Origin of the sequence: Rhizobium sophoriradicis (assembly GCF_025200795.1) — a bacterium.
Lineage (GTDB): Bacteria > Pseudomonadota > Alphaproteobacteria > Rhizobiales > Rhizobiaceae > Rhizobium > Rhizobium sophoriradicis.
In genome coordinates this window covers 162,154-180,324 of the sequence record NZ_CP104155.1, presented here as the reverse complement: position 1 = coordinate 180,324, position 18,171 = coordinate 162,154, and the positions used below count along the sequence as shown (strand labels likewise).

Annotated in this window: 16 protein-coding genes and 3 pseudogenes; 14 read left to right on the top strand and 5 right to left on the bottom strand. The window is 61.0% G+C overall.

The annotated features are described in order from the left end of the window. Window positions 1-51 precede the first annotated feature (51 nt). Window positions 52-978 carry an AraC family transcriptional regulator gene (locus N2597_RS29385; protein WP_183597973.1) on the bottom strand — a complete coding sequence of 309 codons (927 nt, stop codon included), beginning with the start codon at window positions 976-978 and terminating at the stop codon, window positions 52-54. Window positions 979-1,222: 244 nt separating this feature from the next. On the opposite strand from N2597_RS29385, the gene N2597_RS29380 reads away from it, so the two are divergent. From N2597_RS29380 to N2597_RS29330, 11 genes and pseudogenes are all read left to right on the top strand, one after another. Continuing rightward, window positions 1,223-2,653 (top strand): extracellular solute-binding protein, encoded by a 1,431-nt coding sequence (locus N2597_RS29380; protein ID WP_096762921.1) that lies wholly within the window; start codon window positions 1,223-1,225, stop codon window positions 2,651-2,653. A gap of 126 nt (window positions 2,654-2,779) precedes the next feature. Next, window positions 2,780-3,658, top strand: a complete 879-nt coding sequence (locus N2597_RS29375; RefSeq protein ID WP_096762920.1) for a carbohydrate ABC transporter permease — start codon at window positions 2,780-2,782, stop codon at window positions 3,656-3,658. Then, on the top strand, window positions 3,655-4,488 hold the full coding sequence (locus N2597_RS29370) for a carbohydrate ABC transporter permease (RefSeq protein WP_096762919.1): 834 nt from the start codon (window positions 3,655-3,657) through the stop codon (window positions 4,486-4,488). Before N2597_RS29375 ends, N2597_RS29370 begins: the two co-directional genes overlap by 4 nt. A gap of 4 nt (window positions 4,489-4,492) precedes the next feature. Next, the gene (locus tag N2597_RS29365; RefSeq protein WP_207241065.1) at window positions 4,493-4,696 is read left to right on the top strand and encodes a DUF2160 family membrane protein; all 204 of its coding nucleotides are present in this window, start codon (window positions 4,493-4,495) and stop codon (window positions 4,694-4,696) included. 4 nt (window positions 4,697-4,700) lie between these two features. Further along, window positions 4,701-5,741, top strand: a complete 1,041-nt coding sequence (locus tag N2597_RS29360) for an NAD(P)-dependent alcohol dehydrogenase (protein WP_096762917.1) — start codon at window positions 4,701-4,703, stop codon at window positions 5,739-5,741. A 105-nt stretch (window positions 5,742-5,846) separates the two neighbouring features. Further along, window positions 5,847-6,011 (top strand): annotated as a pseudogene (locus N2597_RS29355) (SDR family oxidoreductase); the annotation flags it as partial. Window positions 6,012-6,014: 3 nt separating this feature from the next. After that, window positions 6,015-7,085, top strand: coding sequence for an ABC transporter ATP-binding protein (locus N2597_RS29350; protein ID WP_183597971.1), 1,071 nt, complete (start codon window positions 6,015-6,017; stop codon window positions 7,083-7,085). 25 nt (window positions 7,086-7,110) lie between these two features. Continuing rightward, entirely contained in the window at window positions 7,111-7,839 is a 729-nt protein-coding gene (locus N2597_RS29345) for an SDR family oxidoreductase (RefSeq protein WP_183598192.1), read from the top strand. 23 nt (window positions 7,840-7,862) lie between these two features. Next, window positions 7,863-8,591: an SDR family oxidoreductase gene (locus tag N2597_RS29340; protein ID WP_183597969.1), complete on the top strand. Its 729-nt coding sequence runs from the start codon at window positions 7,863-7,865 to the stop codon at window positions 8,589-8,591. A 71-nt stretch (window positions 8,592-8,662) separates the two neighbouring features. Then, window positions 8,663-9,104: pseudogene (locus tag N2597_RS29335) on the top strand (adenylate/guanylate cyclase domain-containing protein); the annotation flags it as partial. Beyond that, window positions 9,079-9,242, top strand: a pseudogene (locus tag N2597_RS29330) (ABC transporter ATP-binding protein); the annotation flags it as partial. The pseudogenes N2597_RS29335 and N2597_RS29330, both read left to right, overlap by 26 nt. Window positions 9,243-9,314: 72 nt before the next feature. Here N2597_RS29330 and ssuD read toward each other — a convergent pair. From ssuD to N2597_RS29310, 4 genes are read right to left on the bottom strand one after another with little or no spacing between them, the layout of a single operon-like run. After that, entirely contained in the window at window positions 9,315-10,484 is a 1,170-nt protein-coding gene (gene ssuD / locus N2597_RS29325) for an FMNH2-dependent alkanesulfonate monooxygenase (RefSeq protein ID WP_183598190.1), read from the bottom strand. A gap of 60 nt (window positions 10,485-10,544) precedes the next feature. Then, window positions 10,545-11,807 (bottom strand): SfnB family sulfur acquisition oxidoreductase, encoded by a 1,263-nt coding sequence (locus tag N2597_RS29320; RefSeq protein WP_077989740.1) that lies wholly within the window; start codon window positions 11,805-11,807, stop codon window positions 10,545-10,547. Window positions 11,808-11,813: 6 nt separating this feature from the next. Continuing rightward, window positions 11,814-13,082, bottom strand: coding sequence for an SfnB family sulfur acquisition oxidoreductase (locus N2597_RS29315; protein ID WP_183597967.1), 1,269 nt, complete (start codon window positions 13,080-13,082; stop codon window positions 11,814-11,816). Between the two features lie 31 nt (window positions 13,083-13,113). Next, window positions 13,114-14,523: an LLM class flavin-dependent oxidoreductase gene (locus N2597_RS29310; RefSeq protein ID WP_077989742.1), complete on the bottom strand. Its 1,410-nt coding sequence runs from the start codon at window positions 14,521-14,523 to the stop codon at window positions 13,114-13,116. Between the two features lie 386 nt (window positions 14,524-14,909). Here N2597_RS29310 and N2597_RS29305 point away from each other — a divergent pair, with 386 nt between their 5' ends. The 3 genes from N2597_RS29305 (at window position 14,910) to N2597_RS29295 (ending at window position 18,120) form a co-directional block, all read left to right on the top strand. Next, entirely contained in the window at window positions 14,910-16,250 is a 1,341-nt protein-coding gene (locus tag N2597_RS29305; protein ID WP_096762946.1) for an ABC transporter substrate-binding protein, read from the top strand. Window positions 16,251-16,366: 116 nt separating this feature from the next. Then, window positions 16,367-17,308 (top strand): carbohydrate ABC transporter permease, encoded by a 942-nt coding sequence (locus N2597_RS29300; RefSeq protein ID WP_179363832.1) that lies wholly within the window; start codon window positions 16,367-16,369, stop codon window positions 17,306-17,308. Then, window positions 17,305-18,120, top strand: coding sequence for a carbohydrate ABC transporter permease (locus N2597_RS29295; RefSeq protein WP_077989744.1), 816 nt, complete (start codon window positions 17,305-17,307; stop codon window positions 18,118-18,120). Before N2597_RS29300 ends, N2597_RS29295 begins: the two co-directional genes overlap by 4 nt. Window positions 18,121-18,171: the final 51 nt, after the last annotated feature.

Sequence of the window (18,171 nt, the reverse complement as noted above, 5' to 3'; positions counted from 1 at the left end):
ATAATGCAGTCGCAGGAGAGAAGACATCTTCCCTCCTTCTGATCGCTAGACTCACTGCACAGGCACATGGTCTGTCGCTGCCTGAGGTAACGGAACGGTTCTGCGGTTGGTGGACAGTTTCCGGTATTTCGTCGGTGTTAGGTTATGGTGGCGGAGAAACACCCGGTTGAAATTTGACAGATTGCGATAGCCCACCTCGAAGCAGATGTCCGTTATCGGCATAGAGGTATCGGTCAATAGCTGACCCGCCTTCCAGATTCGAAGCTTGTTGACGTGGTCGGTGAAGCTGTGGCCGCTGTTTTTCTTGAAGAATCGCGAGAAAGCGCTGTCACTCATGCCGACCATGCGCGCCATATCAGGCAACCGAATGTCCTCCGACAGATTGGCAAAGAGATATGCGAAGACCTGTTGCAGGGCTTCCAGCGAACCATAGCTCAGGTCCGGCACATAAGCCTCCGAAGACAGCGTATCGAACTCGTCAGTGTCGCGCAGCAGCGAGAGCAATGACAGGAAGGTCGAAAGCCGCACCGAGCCGGTCTGGAACTCCATGTCGAGTATCAGCGCTTCCGCCTGTTCCCGCGCCCTGCCCTTGAAGGAGAGCCCCCGCTTTGCGCGGGTGAGAAAGTCACGCAGGCCCGCCAGTTCCGGCAGGAAGGCCGAAGCCTGCTCCAGCTTGGCCGGCGCAAACTGGATGACGATGTCACGTCCTGGAATGCGCTCATTCGGTCCGAGCGGCGTCACCCAGTCGTGCGGCAGGTTGCTGCCGATGACGGAAATATGACCCGGCGTGAATGCGCCGACGTGATCGCCTGCAAGCAGGACGCCGCTGCCATTGGGAATGTAATGGATCTCCACCTCCGGGTGGAAATTCCAGACGTTGCGTTCCCATGGATAGTCGTCGCGGCGCCATAGGAACGACTCGTCTGCGCCGGTCAAGACATATTCAAATCTCGCGACCGTCGGCGAAATAACTGACATTGCGGACATCCTCCAGTGCTTCTCCGCCATGCTCGTTGCGCTGCCAATCAATATTCGATTGTGCAATGCACACAAAAATTCATGACTATATTCGGCATTTCGCGCATGAGAGTATCAGTATTGCGCAACGGCCGCGCTTGTGTCCACCCGTTCTTTCTACAACTATTGTGGTCCGTTGAGCGTGTCGGAGGAGAGTTTAGCACGCACAACCGGACCGATTTTGCGATCCAAATGGAGGAGAACAATGAACAGTTTCGTCAAAGCCGTGGGCGTCGGCTTCATTTCGCTTGGCCTTTGGAGCTCGACCGCTCTTGCTCAGGATTCCTGGTGGAAAACTGCCGCCCAGCCCTATCAGGGCGCGACCATCCGGGGCATCTCGGAATCGACCCCAGCGTCGAAATATGTCGAGCAGGTGCTCGGTCCCAAGTTCACCGAAGAGACCGGCATCAAGGTCGAATTCGAGGCCACGTCCTGGGACCAGATGTACGACAAGGCGATCAAGGACATGGAGGCCAATACCGGCATCTATGACTTCGTCTATATCGAGCAGGACATCGTATACACGTATCTGGCCCGCAACTTCCTGGTCGATATCACCAAGTCGCTCGCCGATAATGCGAAGATCGCTTCGCCGGACTTCAAGCCGGAGAATTTCACCACTTTCCTGAACTATTTCAAGGATCCGAAGTCGGGCAATGTCATGGGCGTCCCCATGGAAGCATTCATCAAGCCTTACCTCTACCGCAAGGATCTTTTCGATGATCCGGCGATCCAGAAAGCCTACAAGGATTCCACCGGTGCGGATCTGAAGCCCGCGACGACGCATGAAGAGTATACCCAGATCGCCAAGTTCTTCACCGAATACGGCGCAGACAAGGAACTCTGGGGAACCACCGTACAGGCCTCGTCCAGCCACCCCGCCGCCTTCTACGAATTCTTCGAGTCGGTCGCGCCGACGTTCGGCGTGTACAACTGGGGCATCGATGGCAAGACCTTCGCGGCCACCGAAGCCAACGGCGGCCAGATGAACTCCGCCGCCGCGAAGAAGGCGCTCAACTACTGGGTCGGCCTGCTGAAATACGCGCCGCCGGAATCGACATCGTCCACCTGGGACGAGGTTGCCGGGACATTTGCCGCCGGCCGCGCAGCCCAAGGCCTCGTCTACGGTGAAAACGCTGCCTGGATCGCTACCGACGAAAGCAAATCGACTGTCGTCGGCAAGGTGGGCGTGTCATTGCCCCCGGTCGAGGCGGGTGTCATGGAAGCAGCCGAATCCGGCAAAGGATATATCGGCTATTACGATGGTGGCGCGTTCGGCATCCCGCATTCGTCCAAGAACAAGGACGCGTCGCTGCTGTTCCTGCAGTATATCGGTCAGGCTTCAGTGCAGACCGACTGGGCGCTGGCCGGCTCCCGCATCGTCATGAACGCGACCTACGACGATCCCAAGATCGTCGATCAGGACAAGAAGATGAACGGCTATTACACGCTGATGCGTGATGACGGAAAGCTGTTCGCCGGAGCTCCGCCGTTCCCGTTCCACGCGCAAGTTCTGCAGGTCGTCGCGCCGTTCATCTACAAAGCGATCGTCGGTGAGATCAAGCCGGACGATGCGCTGGACCAGGCCGCCACCGCAGCCGAAGCTGAACTCGTGAAGCTCGGCTACCGCAAGTAAAGACCGCACCTCCCAAGCGGTTGGCGGCCGCCTTCGGCAAGGTGGCCGCCCCTTTCCTGACTGCGGTTTGCGGGGATGCAGGCAGTCGGGCGAACAAGTGTCAAGGACGATCTGACGGAGCGCAGGATGAGACAATCCAACATCGGATGGCTGTTTCTAACACCAGCCACGCTAATCCTGTTCGTTGTCGGGTTCGTTCCCTTCATCTACATTCTCTATGTCGGCTTCTTCGACTGGAACACCAACGCAGTCGACCCCACCCTGCGCTGGGCAGGCCTCCAGAATTATCGCAGCCTCGTTTTTGACGCGACATTCCTGAACTCGCTGGCGCGCACCCTGGTCTTCGCATTCTTCGTCGTCGTGAGCGAACTGTTGTTGGGCTACGTCCTGGCCCGCGCGCTGATGGCAGACCGCCTGTGGGGCCGGCAGTTCTTTCGCACGATCCACACACTGCCGATCGTTGTCGCGCCCATTGCAGTCGGCGCAACCTGGCGGCTGCTTTGCGTTCCGGGCTTGGGCATCGTGCCCTATTACCTGAAACTGTGGTTCGGCATCGACTACAACATCTCGACCAATGCCTATCACGCCTTCGCCACGGCGATCATCATGGACCTGTGGCACTGGACGCCGTTCGTCACGCTGTCGCTCATGGCGGGACTGACCGCCTTGCCGAAAGAACCGCTCGAACAGGCGCAGATCGACGGCGGCAACAAGCTGCAGATTTTCTGGTACGTGATCGTTCCGATGTTGAAGCCGGTGCTGCTGACGACCGTCTTCATCCGGCTGATGGACGCATTGCGCTCGGTCGACGAAATCTGGATGCTGACCAAGGGTGGTCCGGCCGAGGCCACCCGGTTCATCGGCCTTCATATCTGGATCAACGTCTTTCCGAAGACCGATTACGGCTACGGTGCGGCCATGTCGCTGCTGACGCTTTACGTCACGATCGTTCTGAGCTGGCTACTGTTCGTCGCCATGACCGGCCGCAAGGGAGGCGCACAATGAAACGCTTCGGTATAGCCTCCTTCGTCCTTTGGATATGCCTGACCATTCTGACGCTGCTTCCGGTCTGGTGGATGCTGGTCGTTTCCATGCGCCCCCGCGTGAAGCTTTATTCGAAATCGTTCCTCATCGACGATCTTTACTGGAACAATTTCCTGGCGGTGCTGAACAGCTCCACCTTCCTGCAGTATCTCTGGAATTCGCTGATCGTGGCGACATCGAACGCAGCGCTGGTGTGCGCGCTCGGCCTGCTCGCGGCGTTCGGGCTGTCGCGTTACAAAATCGGCGGCGGCGACAACGTGTTTTTCTGGCTGATCACCAACCGCATGGCGCCGCCAGCCGTGTTTCTGCTGCCGCTCTTCCTGCTGTTCACCAAGTGGTTCGTGTTCGGCGATTTCATGCTGTTCGACACGAAGATTGGCCTGATCCTGCTCTATTGCGTCTTCAACCTGCCCTTCGCCGTCTGGCTGTTGAAGGGCATGCTCGACGGGATTCCGCTGGAGCTTGACGAAGCGGCGCGGGTCGATGGTGCGACAACCGGCCAGGTGCTGTCCAACGTCATCCTGCCGCTGGCGCGGCCGGGATTGGCCGTCACCTTCATCCTGACCTGGATTTTCGCCTGGAACGAGTACCTGTTCGCAGCGACCCTAACGTCGTCGGCTAACGCCAGAACCGTGACGACAGCGCTCGCTGAATATGTCTCCGTCACCGGAACGAACTGGGGCGAGATGGCGGCGATGGCGTTCCTGACCACGCTCCCGGCCCTGATCGTGCTCGGCTTCGTCCAGAAACACATCGTGACCGGCCTCACGTTCGGCGCATTGAAAGGGTAAGATGATGGCTGGCGTTCAACCCCAGAAAACCCAACGCGACGGATTCCTGCCGATCCGAACCAACGGCTTCGACAGGGGCTTCATCTCGGTCGTGATCCTGATCCTGGTGCATCTTCTATGGATGCGCTTCCTCGAGGGCGTGTTGCCCCTATGGGTGGCGACGGTGCTCTGCCTGGCGCTGGCCGTATTCATTATCCGAAAGGGCTGAAGACATGAGATCACTCGTCCTCGAACGCAAAGACGAACTGCGCATTCGCGACCTGGACCCGAAGGAGGCGCTCGGTCCCACCGACGTGCGCATTGCCATCAAGACCGTTGGCGTCTGCGGATCGGACGTTCACTATTACACGCACGGCGCGATCGGCCCTTTCGTCGTGCGCGAGCCGATGATCCTCGGCCACGAAGCGGCCGGCATCATCGAAGAGGTCGGCAGCGCGGTCCAGAACCTGAAAGTGGGCGACCGCGTTTGCATGGAGCCCGGCATTCCCGACCCTCAAAGTCGTGCGTCGCGGCTGGGTCTCTACAACCTCGATCCCGCGGTGCGCTTCTGGGCGACGCCGCCGGTGCATGGCGTGCTGAGACCGAGCGTGGTCCACCCGGCGGCCTTTACCTTCAAGCTTCCGGACAACGTTTCCTACGCCGCTGGCGCGATGGTCGAGCCGCTGGCCGTAGGGTTTCACGCAGTCTCCAAGGCGAGGCTGACGCCCGGTGCGATCGCGCTGGTCACGGGTGCCGGGCCGATCGGCATGGTGACGGCGATCGCGGCGCTGTCGGCTGGCTGCGCCAGAGTTATCGTGACCGACGTCGTCGACGAAAAGCTTGCCGTGGCGCGCAGGCTCGGCCCTGCCATCATGACCGTCAACGTCCGTTCGCAGGACCTGAAGAGTGTCATAGCCCGCGAAACCGACGGCTGGGGCGTCGATGTCGTCTTCGAATGTTCCGGCGCGGCCGAAGTGATCGCAGACACGGCGCACCATGGTTGCCCCGGCGGCGCCATCGTCCTTGTCGGCATGCCCGTGAAGCCGGTCCCGCTCGATGTCGTCATCGCCCAGACCAAGGAACTGCGCATCGAACACGTGTTCCGCTACGCCCATGTCTACCCGCGCATCGTCGCGCTCTTGGGATCGAACCAGATCAATGTCGATGCGCTGATCACCGATACCTACGCCTTCGAGGATTCCGTCGAAGCGTTCGATTACGCCGTGCGACCGAAGCCGTCCTCCGTGAAGATCCAGATCGAGCTTGGGAAGTAGCATGTTCCTGCGGAAGTTGGATCTCAGTGGAAGAGTGGCGGTCGTCACCGGCGCGGGGCGCAACATCGGCTATGCCTGCGGGACAAGGACTGGATGCACATGAAGCCGATGAAGCGCATGGGCGACGTCGAGGAAATTGCGTCGGTCGTGCTGTTCCCGGCCTCCGATGCTGCCAGCCTGATGACCGGCAGCATCGTCGTCGCCGATGCAGGATACCTCGTGGTGACGCTGCCGGCAGACCCGCCCCGACCACAACTGATCAAGGATTGACACATGGCGACGATCGAACTCGACAAGGTCGACAAGCATTACGGCTCCTATCACGCACTGCGCAACATCTCTTTCGATATAGCCGACGGTGAGTTCGTCGTGCTGGTCGGTCCCTCCGGTTGCGGCAAATCCACGCTGCTGCGGTCGCTTGCCGGCCTCGAGGAGATCACCGGCGGCACGATCAAGCTTGGCGGAAATCGCATCGACAACATCGCCGCCAAGGATCGGGACGTGGCGATGGTGTTCCAGAACTACGCGCTTTATCCGCACATGACCGTTCGGGAGAACATGGCCTTCGCACTGAAATTGCGCGGCGAGAATCTTGCCGATCGCAACGCCAAGGTCGACAAGGCTGCCGAGATGTTGCGGCTTACGCCCTATCTCGACCGATATCCGAAGGCGCTCTCCGGAGGCCAGCGGCAGCGTGTTGCCATGGGGCGCGCGATGGTTCGCCGCCCAAAGGCGTTCTTTTTCGACGAGCCGCTGTCAAACCTGGACGCCGCGTTGCGCGTGGATATGCGTTCGGAGATCAAGGCTCTTCACCAGCGCCTCGGCGCTACTTCCGTCTATGTCACGCATGACCAGATTGAAGCCATGACAATGGCGGACCGCATTGTCGTGCTTCGCGACGGCAAGGTGGAGCAGATCGGTGCGCCACTGGAGCTTTACGACAGGCCGGCAAATACCTTCGTCGCCGGCTTCATCGGATCGCCGGCGATGAACATGCTGCCGGCCACAATCGATCTCTCTTTGAACTCAGCGCGGCTCGCCGATGGGTCGGCTCTTCCCCTTCCACAAGGCACGCGGGCAACCAACGGCCAGGAGGTGATATACGGGGTCCGTCCTGACCAGTGGATATTGTCGAACGGCGATGCGGGCGTACCGGCAACTGTCGAGTTGATCGAGCCGACGGGGGCCGAAATTCTGCTGGCAGTCCAATTGGCAGGCAAGCGGGTCTTGTGCGCCTTTCGCGAGCGACACGCGCTGAAGCCGGGCGACCGGATACGGCTCGACGTCGATCCTGCCGCGGCTCATGTGTTCGACAGAAAAACCGAGCAAAGACTCCCGTTCTGAGCAACAGGCATCGGAAGGATCAACCATGTCCGACTTTACAGGAAAAACGGTAATCATCACCGGTGCCGGCAAGGGCATCGGTCGCGCCTGCGTCGAACTGCTCGCCCACCGTGGCGCACGAATAGTCGCCTTGTCGCGTACGCAGGCCGATCTGGATGATCTTGCGGCACAGTTCGGCGCGACGGTGGTCTCAGTCGATCTCGCCGACAATGCAGCAGCACGCGCCGCCATGAAGAAGGCGGGGCTGGCAGACGCGCTGATCAACTGCGCGGGAACCAACGTGCTTGAAAGCGTCATCGATATGACCGAGGAGGGCTATGAGCAGGTCCTCGGCATCAACCTGCGGGCCGCGCTGATTTGTGCGCAGGAGTTCGCGCGGGCTCGCATTGCAAACGGAGGCGGCGGCACGATCGTGAATGTGACCTCGATCGCCGGACATCGGGGTTTCGTGGATCACATGGCTTACGCCGCTTCGAAGGCGGGACTGGAAGGCGCGACACGTGTCATGGCCAGGGAACTCGGCGCCTATGGAATCCGGGTCAATGCAGTGGCGCCTACGGTGACCATGACGGAGCTTGCCGCCAAGGCCTGGTCCGAGCCTTCCAAACGTAACCCGATGATCGTTCGCCACCCGATGGCGCGTTTTGCAGAGGTCGACGATGTCGCGCGCTCGATCGCACTGCTTATTTCAGAGGACGCCCCGATGATCACCGGCGCAGTCCTGCCAGTCGACGGCGGCTTCCTTGCTGTCTGAAAATCAAAAGGCGAGACAAGACAATGACTAAACCACTCGAAGGAAAGATCGCTGCGGTAACCGGCGCAGCTTCCGGTATCGGCCTGGCGACGACCCGTGCCCTGATCGATGCCGGCGCCAAGGTCGTGATGGTCGACTACAACAGACAGGCGCTGGAAACCTACGCTGCCGAGTTCGGCGACGCCGTCGCCATGCAGGTCACCGATCTTCTGGACGCTGAAAGTTGTGCGGCCATGGTGCCGGAAATCCTGGCAAAGGTCGATCACCTCGACATCCTGCACTGCAATGCAGGATCCTACATTGGCGGGGATCTTATCGATACCGATACCGCGGCAATCGATCGGATGCTGAATCTCAACGTGAACGCCGTCATGAAGAACGTCCGCGACATCGCTCCGCATATGATCGAGCGGGGGACCGGGGACATTTTGGTCACCTGCTCCGTAGCCGGCCATGCGCCGATCCAGTGGGAGCCGGTCTATTCCAGCTCCAAATGGGCGATTACCAGTTTCGTCCAGATCATGCGCCGGCAGTTGAAAAACCACGGCATCAGGGTCAGCCAGGTGTCGCCCGGCCCGGTTATTTCCGCTCTGCTTGCCGATTGGCCCGCGGAAAATCTTGAGAAAGCAAAAGCCAATGGGAGTTTGATCGAGCCCTCAGAGGTCTCCGATGCCATCATCTTCATGCTGACCCGCCCGCGCAACGTCACGATCCGGGACATGATTGTCCTGCCGACAAATTTCGACGTGTAGGGAAGGAATACCAAGTCGTTGCCGGCGTGCCGCAGGACCGTCGCATCGAGTTCCGGATCGGTATCCATCTGGGCCAACCCGCGGCGGCAGCATCGCCGAAGCTGTCGATCGCCGTGCTGCCCTTCGTCAATATGAGCGGCGATGCCGAACAGGACTATTTCGCCGACGGCATCTCGGAAGACATCGGCGCTGTCGAAGCTGTCGCAGCTCTTCGTCATCGCCCGCAATTCGTCGTTCACTTTCAAGGGCAAGAACGTCCATGTTCAGGAGGTCGGCACCAAGCTCGGCGGCGGCATGTGCTTGAGGGCAGCGTGCGCAAATCGGGGAACAGGCTCCGCATCACCGCGCAGCTCATCGACGCGACCACCGGCGGCCATCTCTGGGCGGAGCGGTTCGATCGCGACCTGACCGACATATTCGCGGTTCAGGACGATGTCACCCAGCAGATCGTCGACGCGCTGCGGTCAACTGACAGAGGGCTCACGCAGATCTCGCGACGGCCTATTACGTCACCGACAATATCGTCATCATGCGCAAGAGCGAAATCGTCGGGCGCGGCTAGGCGCGGACGGTGCTGGATAGTCCGCAGCGTCCGTATTCGCGGGCGCTGAGGATGCGGTGCTGGCGGCGGATTTCGGCGTGGCGGTGTAGGGCGCCGTGGAACATGCAGCGTAGCGCCGCCGCCCCCAGTCCTTTGAGACTGGAGGCGTTCGTTGTAATTCCTCAGGAGGCGGATGCGATCTTCACGTTCCCGCCATGTCCGCCTCCCCCAAAGACCCGGCGTTCGCCGAAAGAGGAGCGGATCTGCCCGTGGGGGCCCGGCAGGCCGATTTCGGGAAAGAGCAACTCGGAAACCCGGTAGGCTTCTTCCAGATGCGGATAGCCGGAGGCGATGACGGTATCGATCCCGAGCTCCTGATATTCACGGAGACGTTCCGCGATCGTCTTCGGAGATCCGACCAGCGCGGTTCCCGCGCCCGTGCGGACGAGACCAATCCCCGCCCAGAGATTGGGAGAGACTTCGAGCTTGTCGCGGCGCCCCTGATGCAGGGCGACCATGCGCGCCTGGCCGACCGAATCCGAGCTCTTGGCGAACACCTCCTGCGCTGCGGCAATCGTTTCGTCGGAAAGCTTGGAAATCAGCCGGTCAGCCGCGGCCCAGGCCTCTTCATCGGTCTCGCGAACGATGAAGTGGAGACGGATGCCGAAGGTGACGTACTTGCCCTGCGCCGCGGCGGCCTTGCGGACCTTGGCAATCTTCTCTGCCACTTGCGCCGGCGGTTCGCCCCAGGTCAGGTACTTGTCGGTGATGCCGCCGGAAAAGGCGATCGCAGCGTCGGACGATCCGCCGAAATAGAGCGGAGGGCGTGGTTCCTGTACGGGCGGCAGGCCAAGTCTCGCATCGATGGCCTTGATATACTTGCCGTCGAGATTGGCCTTACCGGTCTCGACCAGCGAGTTGAACACCTGGAAGAACTCGCCGGCATGATCGTAGCGTTCGTCATGCGGCAGGAAAATGCCGTCACCGGCGAGCTCCTGGGCACTGCCGCCGACCACGATATTAATCAGCAGCCGGCCGTTGGAAACGCGGTCGAGCGTCGCGGCGAGGCGGGCATAATAGGCCGGCGATGCCGTGCCCGGCCGAATGGCCACCAGGAATTTCAGCCGCTCGGTATGGGCGGCCAGATCCGCAGCCAGAATGAAGGATTCCTCGCACGCCGCCCCCGTTGGGATAAGCACGCCGGAATATCCCAGCCGGTCGGCAGCCTTCGCGATCTCGCGGAAATAGCCGGGATCGGCCGGGCGGCTGAGATCGTCCGACCCCAGATACGCACCATCACCAGAGGAAGGGATGAACCAGAGAAAGTCGAGAGGCTTGTCGATTGCCATTATTCCATTCCTGTCGAAACGCGGGAGCCGTCGCAGATAGCCGCGAGATTGTGAGTTCCGAAATCAGAGGGCGCCATGCCGCGGGGGCAGGATGCCGTTCAGATAGAAGTTTCCGATATGGTGGTATTTCCAGCGCACCGGATCATGCAGCGAATGCGTCCGGGCATTGCGCCAGAAGCGGTCGAGCCCATAGCTTTCGAGCGTCGAACGCGCGCCACCGAACTCGATAAGCTTGGTGGCGGCAAGCTGGGCCACTTCCGTCCCGAGCGCCTTAACCTCCGCGACAGCGATGGATGCCTCGGCTACGTTCGACGCCGTCGGTTCTGTGGTGGCGCGGTCGACGATCCGGCCGGCCCTTGCGAGCAGCGCATCGGCCGCATGCACTCTGATCGCCACATCGCCGACGCCGTGTATGGTGTGCGGATCCTCATAACCGTGCTCGATCGTCAGTTCAAAAAATGGCCGCGCATGGGCACGAACATAGGAAATCGTTTCCGCGAGCGCCCCGCGCGCGATGCCGACCTGCATGGCGGCATGGATGATCTGCGCGAAAGGACCCATCGGCGTCGGCTCTTCGAAGCTTCCATCATGGTCGACGATCTGGAACGGCGTCACCTCGACGTCATCGAAGGTCACGGTCCCGCTGCCCGTCGAACGCTGGCCGAAGGACGACCAGTCGTCGACGAAGTCGAGCCCCGGCGTCGCCCGGTCGATGAAGACCAAATGGACACGGCCGTTCGGTCCCTTCGCCACGGCGACGACGATATGGGCGAAGAGTGAGCCGGTCGCATAAAACTTCTGACCGTTCAGATAGAGCTTCCCGTCGCGCTCGGCGAAATGCGTCTTGAAGTCGACCGGGGTCTTCGTGCCGATCTCCGTGAAGGCGTTGCCAAGACGGTCACCTTCCAGCACGCGCCGGAAATAGTGCTGCTTCTGCTCCTCGCCGCCGGCCAGTCGCAGCGCCTCCACCATGTAGAAATGGTTTTGCGGGATCTGCCCGATCGATGAATCCGCAGCCGAGATGATGGCTGTGACCTCGGCCAGCGTCACCGCCGAGACGCCGGCGCCGCCATATTCTTTCGGGATGCTGATCGCCCAGAGACCGCTCTGCGAGAAGCGGTCGATCTCGGCGAGCGGAAGGCGTCGTTCGCGGTCCCGCTGGGCGGCACCGACCGCGAATTCCAGCGCAAGGTCCTTGGCGATCCGGATGGCCTCGGCATCATCCCGGACGACATGGGCCAAGCTCCGACGCGCGGCAATGTGCGGCGCAGGACGGCCGGCGGTGAGCGCGGCCTCCCGGTGCAGCTTGCGATCATTCGTGCTCATCTGGGCTCAGTTCCAGGCGTGACGCGGCGGATGGACGCCGTTCAGATAATAATTGCCGACATGGTAGTACTTCCAGCGCACGGGATCATGCAGCGTATGGACGCGTGCATTGCGCCAGTGGCGATCGAGCCCGTGCTCGGCGAGGGTCGAGCGCGTTCCTGCAAGTTCGAACAGCTTGTTCGTCGACAGGATCGCAATCTCCGTCGTCAGAACCTTGGATTCGCCTGTCTTGATCGTCGCTTCCGAGACCGCCTCCAGCGTCGGATTGGCGCGCGCGACGTCGATGGCGTGACCGGCGATCTCGAGCAACGCTTCGGCCGCATGCAGCTTGATCTTCAGGTCGCCGATCTGGGCGATGGTGAAGAGGTCTTCGCCGGCCGTCGCCTTGCCGCTGTCGATCCAGGGGCGGCTATATCTACTGACGAACTCGATCGTATCGTCGATCGTGCCCCGGGCGATGCCGACATCGATCGCCGACTGGATGATCTGCGAGACGGGGCCGCCGACCGTCGGATGGTCGAAAGAGGTGACCTTCAGCGCCCGCGCCTTCGGCACGCGCACGTTTTCGATCTTGACCGAACCCGACGCGGTGGTGCGCTGGCCGAAGCTCGACCAGTTGTTGGTGACGGTGAGACCCGGGGCATCGCGGTCGGCAAAGACGAGATAGCCCTGGCCGGTCTCATCGACACCGACGATCGGCACGATATGGGCAAGGAGCGCGCCAGTCGTATAAAATTTCTCTCCGTCGACGACCACGTCGTCGCCGTCATGAACGACCTTGGTCTCGAAATCGGCGACGGTCTTGCTCTTCAGTTCGGAAAAAGCGTTGCCGTATCGGATCCCTTCGAGCGCCCAGCCGGAGAACAGTTTCTTCTGCTCTTCCGTGCCGTCGAGATCGACGGTCGCGACGATCGCCAGATGGTTCTGGGTGATCTGCGCGATGGCCGGATCGGCTGCAGCGATGATGGCGATCACCTTGGCGAGCGTGGCATAGGAGACTTCCGGACCACCATAGGCTTTCGGCACGTTGATGCTCCAGAGACCGCTCTGCGAATAGGCGTCGAGCTCGGCGACCGGCAGCAGCCCCTCACGGTCACGCAGGGCCGCCCCGACCTTGAAGCTCGCGGCCAGCGTCTCGGCGATCTGGATCGCCTCCTCGTCGCTCCCGATCACATGCGCCGGCGTAACCGGGCGCGGACGGGGCGTGAAGGGATCGGTGGAATTGACGCGCGGGTGGACGCTGTAATCGATCGTGGTGTCGGTGATGCTTCCCATGGGAAAACCTCGTCGGGTTGAACTGGAATTTTCAGCTGGCATTGGCCAGCGTAATTGCCTGGTTGCGTTTGAAAGCTTCGATGTCGCGGTAACGGTCGGCCGGATGCGCCTTGGGCAGATAAGGCCCTTCGCCGAACAGCTTCTCCCGCAGCGTGCCGGCGCGATAACCGGTCGGATAGACGCCGCGCTTCTGCAGTTCCGGCACCAGATAGCCGACGATATCCTCGAAACTCTCGGGTGTTACGGCATAGGCAAGGTTGAAGCCGTCAACGTCGGTCTCCTCGACCCAGGCCTGGAGCTCGTCGGCGACGGTGGAGGGCGATCCCACGACCACCGGCCCCATGCCGCCGACACCGCCCCATTCGGCCAGCTCCCTGATCGTCCAGCGCTTGTTCGGATCGCCTTCCGAAAGGCTCTCGATCGCCGAATGGATAGCGTTGGTCTCGACCTTGCGCACGAGATCATCCGGTGCGTAGCGGGAAAAGTCGACGCCGGTCCAGCCGGACATGAAGACCAGCGAGCCGTCATAGGAAACGTAATCGAGATAGTCGCGGAATTTGGCGCGCGCCTTCTCGTCGGTCTCGTCCACGATGACCGTCATCAGATTGTAGATGCGGAACTTCGACGCATCGCGCCCGACGGCCGCCGCCCGCAGCCGGACATCGAGCACATAGTTCTTCAGGATCGTTCTGGTCTGCGCCGCGACGAAGACGCATTCCGCATGCTCCGCCGCGAATTGCTTGCCCGGCCCGGAAGCGCCGGCCTGGTAGAGCACCGGGGTGCGCTGCGGCGACGGCTCGGTCAGGGCGTAGCCCGGCACTTCGAAGAAGCGGCCCTTGTGGCCGATCTCGTGCACTTTCGAGGGATCGGTGAAGATGCGTTTCTCGCGGTCGCGTAGCACGGCACCGTCTTCCCAGGATCCCTCAAGGAGCTTGTAGATGACCTCCAGATATTCGCTCGCCACTTCGTAGCGGTTGTCATGCGCACGCAATCCGCCTTGCCCGATGTTCTTGGCGCCGCTCTCCAGATAGGAGGTCACGATATTCCAGCCGACGCGCCCCTTTGTCAGGTGGTCGGCGGTGGCAAGACGCCGTGCGAAGGGATAGGGGTGCTCAAACGAGATCGAGGCGGTGATGCCGATGCCGAGGTGTTCGGTGGCGAGCGCAATCGGGGCCGCGAGCTGGATCGGATCATTGACCGGAATCTGCGCCGCCTGGTGGATGGCGTGGTAATTGTTGCCCTTGTAAACATCGTAGTAGCCGATCACGTCGGCGACGAAGATGCCGTCGAAGACCCCGCTTTCGAGCGTCCTGGCAAGATCTTGCCAGTAGTCCAGATCCTTGTATTTCCAGGATTTGTCGCGGGGATGCGCCCAAAGGCCGGGCGACTGGTGGCCAACGCAGTTCATGTCGAAGGCGTTGAAATGTATCTGCTTGGTCATTCCTCGGTCCCATCCGGATTTCAGGCGTGGTTCCTGAAGCATCCCGATACGGCATCCATTTGACAGTTATTATATGTTTTTTATGGACTATTTCGTGGAAATTTTTTCTGACTTTGTTGATGGGCGGCTCTGGGCCTCGGTTATCACGCCTGACCGGCCTTATCCGACCGCGTCCGATCATGCCTTTCCGCTCGACCCGATTTCTTAAGTGAGACGTCGACGAACTTGGAAATAAATTCTATAAATTTTGTGTACTTTAAATTCCTGTTGGTTAACGGCAGGAGTTATCTGTCGAATGATCTCAACACGGCCGGCGCAGCTGCCACACGGAATATTGCTCCGTGGTCATTCCTGCGGCCGGCGCCGTCGCAACCGAGGATCAATTCATGTCCAACCCCATCATCGACCAAGCCTATCGCCGCCGCACGGTCTTGAAGACCATGCTGGCATCAGGAGCGCTCCCTCTTCTCTCATCGGGCGTCTTCTCCTCCGCCCTGGCCGCGGACAATCGGTTCGCCGGCCGCACCCTCAATCTCCTGATCATTCAGCCGCATGTCGTCACGGGCAAGAAGATCGCCGAGGATTTCGAAAAGCTGACGGGTGCGAAGGTCAACGTGACCGCCGTTCCCTACGACCAGGTCAGTGTCAAGGCGACCCTCGACTTTCAGTCCGGGGCCGGAGAATTCGACGTCATCGACTATTTCTATACCTACAAGGGCCAGCTCGCCGAGGACGGCGTGATCGAGGACGTGACCGACCTGATCGAGAAAGACAAGGCGGAAATCCAGCCTGACGACTTCATCCAGACGATCTATGACCAGTACACGCTGCATGACGGCCGTCGCTATGGCCTGCCTTATGATGGCGACAGCCACCTTCTGTTCTACAACAAGGAACTGTTCGATCGTTACGGTCTCAAGCCGCCAACGACCTGGGACGAATACACCGAAAACGCCAAGGTCATCACCGAGGCGGAATCCAGGAACGGGATCTACGGTGCTGCGGTCCTCGGCGCGAAGATCCCTGTCATCATCCTGTCGACCTATGCCAACCGCCTCACCGGTTTCGGCGGCAACTTCCTGAAGGCAGACGGCACCTCGGCCCTCGACAGCACCGAAGCCGTGGAAGCGCTGAAGTCGCTGCTCGCATCCGCACCGCATTCATTGCCGACGCCGCTCGAGACGCGCTTCGAGGAAGGTCTGCCCGCCTTCCTCAGCGGCAGGGCCGCCCAGATCGACTTCTGGACCGACCTCGGCGGTTATGCCCAGGATCCCAAGGGCTCGAAGATCGTGGACAAGTGGGGCGTCACCCGTATTCCCGTCGGCGGAGCCAACAAGACGCCGCGTCTTGCCTTCAACGCCGGCTTCGGCTTCGCAATCACCAGCGGCTCGAAGAACAAGGACGTCGCCTGGGAACTGATCAAGCTCGCGACCAGCAGGGACTACCACGAACAGCTGCTCACGCTGACCGGCTCCGGCATCGATCCCGACCGTCACTCCGGCCTCAACTCGGAGAAGTTCAAGGCCTTTCAGCCGCTCGTCCAGCCGCTGCTGGCAGACGGTGCACTGGAAAACAGCCTCGCCTGGCCGACCGCCGTCTATGCCCCAAAGCTGGAAAACGCGCTGACCGATGAACTCGCGCTGGCCCTTGCCGGGACCAAGAGTGCCGAACAGGCGATCGCCGATGCCCATAAGGCCTGGACGAACATCATTGAAGCCAATGGCTGATTATTGAGCCCCGGCCCACTTGGCCGACGTGGACTATGGGACCCGAAGGCGTGCCTCGCGGCAGAGCGGGGCACGCCTTTCGAGAGAAGAACAATGAAGACCACAGGCGCGATGACATGACTGCGATCGATTTTCCCCTCGCTCGACGACGGGCCGCCTCAGCGACGGCCGATCACGGCATTTCGGCACACCGGCTCGTCCGCTGGCTGTGGATCTCTCCGATCCTGCTCGGGCTCGCCGCGACCCTGGTCTACCCCACACTCTTCCTGGTGGCCCTTGCGCTCAGCAAGAGCACGCTCGGCAAACCCTTCCGCAGCTTTGTCGGATTGCAGCATGTGCGGGAGGTCCTCCAGGATCCGCTGTTTGTGACCTCTGTGACTAAGAGCATCGCCTATGCTTTCGTCACGGCGAGCATCCAACTGGTTGTCGGCTTCCTGATCGCCTTGCTCTTCACCCGGCTCCTGAAGGCCGGACGGTTCCTGGTAAGCCTGATCCTGCTGCCGCTGATGACGCCGCCGGTGATGGTCGGAGTCGCATGGAAGTTGATCCTCGCGCCGGCCGGAGGGCTCCTGAACGGTCTCCTCCTGAACTTTGGCATTGTCGACGCACCCGTGAGCTTCCTCGGCGATCCGGTCTTTGCCTGGTTCGCCATCGCGGTCGCCGATGTCTGGCAATGGACGCCCTTCGTCGTCATCCTCAGCTTCGCCGCCCTTTCGACCATTCCCGAAGGCGTCCACGAGGCTTCGATCATCGATGGAGCGTCACCTCTGCAACGCTTCTGGCACATCACGCTTCCGCTCGTGGCGGCGCCGCTCTCCTCGATCTATCTCCTGAAGCTCATCCTCTCCTTCAAGGTCTTCGACCTCGTCTATGTCCTGACGTTCGGCGGTCCGGGCTTTGCCACCACGACGACCGGCTTCTCCATCTATCGCCGCGCATTGGAACAGTTCGATGTCGCCCGCGCCGCTGCCGAGACCCTGATCTACAGTCTGGTGATTGGCGCAGTGCTCTGGCCGGTCATCCGCATCCACCAGCATCTCGAGAGGAAAGACGCATGAAGATCAGGCGTTCCGATATCCCGCTCATTGCCGCGATCGCACCGATCTTCGTCTTCTTCACCCTGCCGATCGCCTATCTCGTGTCGGTGTCCTTCAAGACCAAGGACGACGTGCTGAGCGGCCGTTTCCTGCCGACGAGCCCGACGCTCGACAATTGGCCGGCCGCTTTCGAGGCCGCCCATCTCTCAGGGTTCATCGCCAACTCCGTTGCCGTCTCGCTGCTCGCCAGTGCCATGACTTTGCTGCTTACCCTGCCGGCCGCCTACGCCGTGCTGCGGCTCGGCATCGGCGGCAAGTGGCTGGGTGATCTCACTCTGTCGAGCTACATGGCGCCGCCGATCGTGGCTCTCATTCCGCTGTTCTATCTTCTCAAGGCAACCGGGCTCCTCAACACCCATGCCGGCCTGGTGACGCTCTACGGCTTTGCCAATATCCCCGTCGCCTTCTGGCTTCTCACGCCGTTTATCCGGCGCATGCCGCTGGAGATCGAACAGGCGGCGGCACTCGACGGAGCCGGCCCTCTTCGGATCCTCGTCCATATCGTCGTACCGATCATTGTACCGGGCATCGTGGCGACGCTGATCATCGTCTCGGTCCTCGCCTATAACGAGTTCCTGTTTGCCTCCGCCTTCACCTTTTCCGATGAGACGCGCACGCTTCCTGTCGGCATCTCGCTTTTCCAGGGGGATCGGCTGGTCAATTTCGGCCAAATGGCAGCCGCCTCGCTCGCCGGCATCGCACCGGTCTATCTGGTGGCGCTCTTCCTGCAGCGCTATCTCGTGGCAGGGCTGGCCCATGGCGGCCTCAAATGATCACCGCAGACGGCTCGAAACGCTTGCGTTTCCCGCGCGAACAGGATACAT

Bases quoted from the DNA above. Each gene is read 5' to 3' on its own strand.
- N2597_RS29385 (WP_183597973.1), bottom strand. From the start codon at position 978: ATGTCAGTTATTTCGCCGACGGTCGCGAGATTTGAATATGTCTTGACC.
- N2597_RS29380 (WP_096762921.1), top strand. From the start codon at position 1,223: ATGAACAGTTTCGTCAAAGCCGTGGGCGTCGGCTTCATTTCGCTTGGC.
- N2597_RS29375 (WP_096762920.1), top strand. From the start codon at position 2,780: ATGAGACAATCCAACATCGGATGGCTGTTTCTAACACCAGCCACGCTA.
- N2597_RS29370 (WP_096762919.1), top strand. From the start codon at position 3,655: ATGAAACGCTTCGGTATAGCCTCCTTCGTCCTTTGGATATGCCTGACC.
- N2597_RS29365 (WP_207241065.1), top strand. From the start codon at position 4,493: ATGGCTGGCGTTCAACCCCAGAAAACCCAACGCGACGGATTCCTGCCG.
- N2597_RS29360 (WP_096762917.1), top strand. From the start codon at position 4,701: ATGAGATCACTCGTCCTCGAACGCAAAGACGAACTGCGCATTCGCGAC.
- N2597_RS29350 (WP_183597971.1), top strand. From the start codon at position 6,015: ATGGCGACGATCGAACTCGACAAGGTCGACAAGCATTACGGCTCCTAT.
- N2597_RS29345 (WP_183598192.1), top strand. From the start codon at position 7,111: ATGTCCGACTTTACAGGAAAAACGGTAATCATCACCGGTGCCGGCAAG.
- N2597_RS29340 (WP_183597969.1), top strand. From the start codon at position 7,863: ATGACTAAACCACTCGAAGGAAAGATCGCTGCGGTAACCGGCGCAGCT.
- N2597_RS29320 (WP_077989740.1), bottom strand. From the start codon at position 11,807: ATGAGCACGAATGATCGCAAGCTGCACCGGGAGGCCGCGCTCACCGCC.
- N2597_RS29315 (WP_183597967.1), bottom strand. From the start codon at position 13,082: ATGGGAAGCATCACCGACACCACGATCGATTACAGCGTCCACCCGCGC.
- N2597_RS29310 (WP_077989742.1), bottom strand. From the start codon at position 14,523: ATGACCAAGCAGATACATTTCAACGCCTTCGACATGAACTGCGTTGGC.
- N2597_RS29305 (WP_096762946.1), top strand. From the start codon at position 14,910: ATGTCCAACCCCATCATCGACCAAGCCTATCGCCGCCGCACGGTCTTG.
- N2597_RS29300 (WP_179363832.1), top strand. From the start codon at position 16,367: ATGACTGCGATCGATTTTCCCCTCGCTCGACGACGGGCCGCCTCAGCG.
- N2597_RS29295 (WP_077989744.1), top strand. From the start codon at position 17,305: ATGAAGATCAGGCGTTCCGATATCCCGCTCATTGCCGCGATCGCACCG.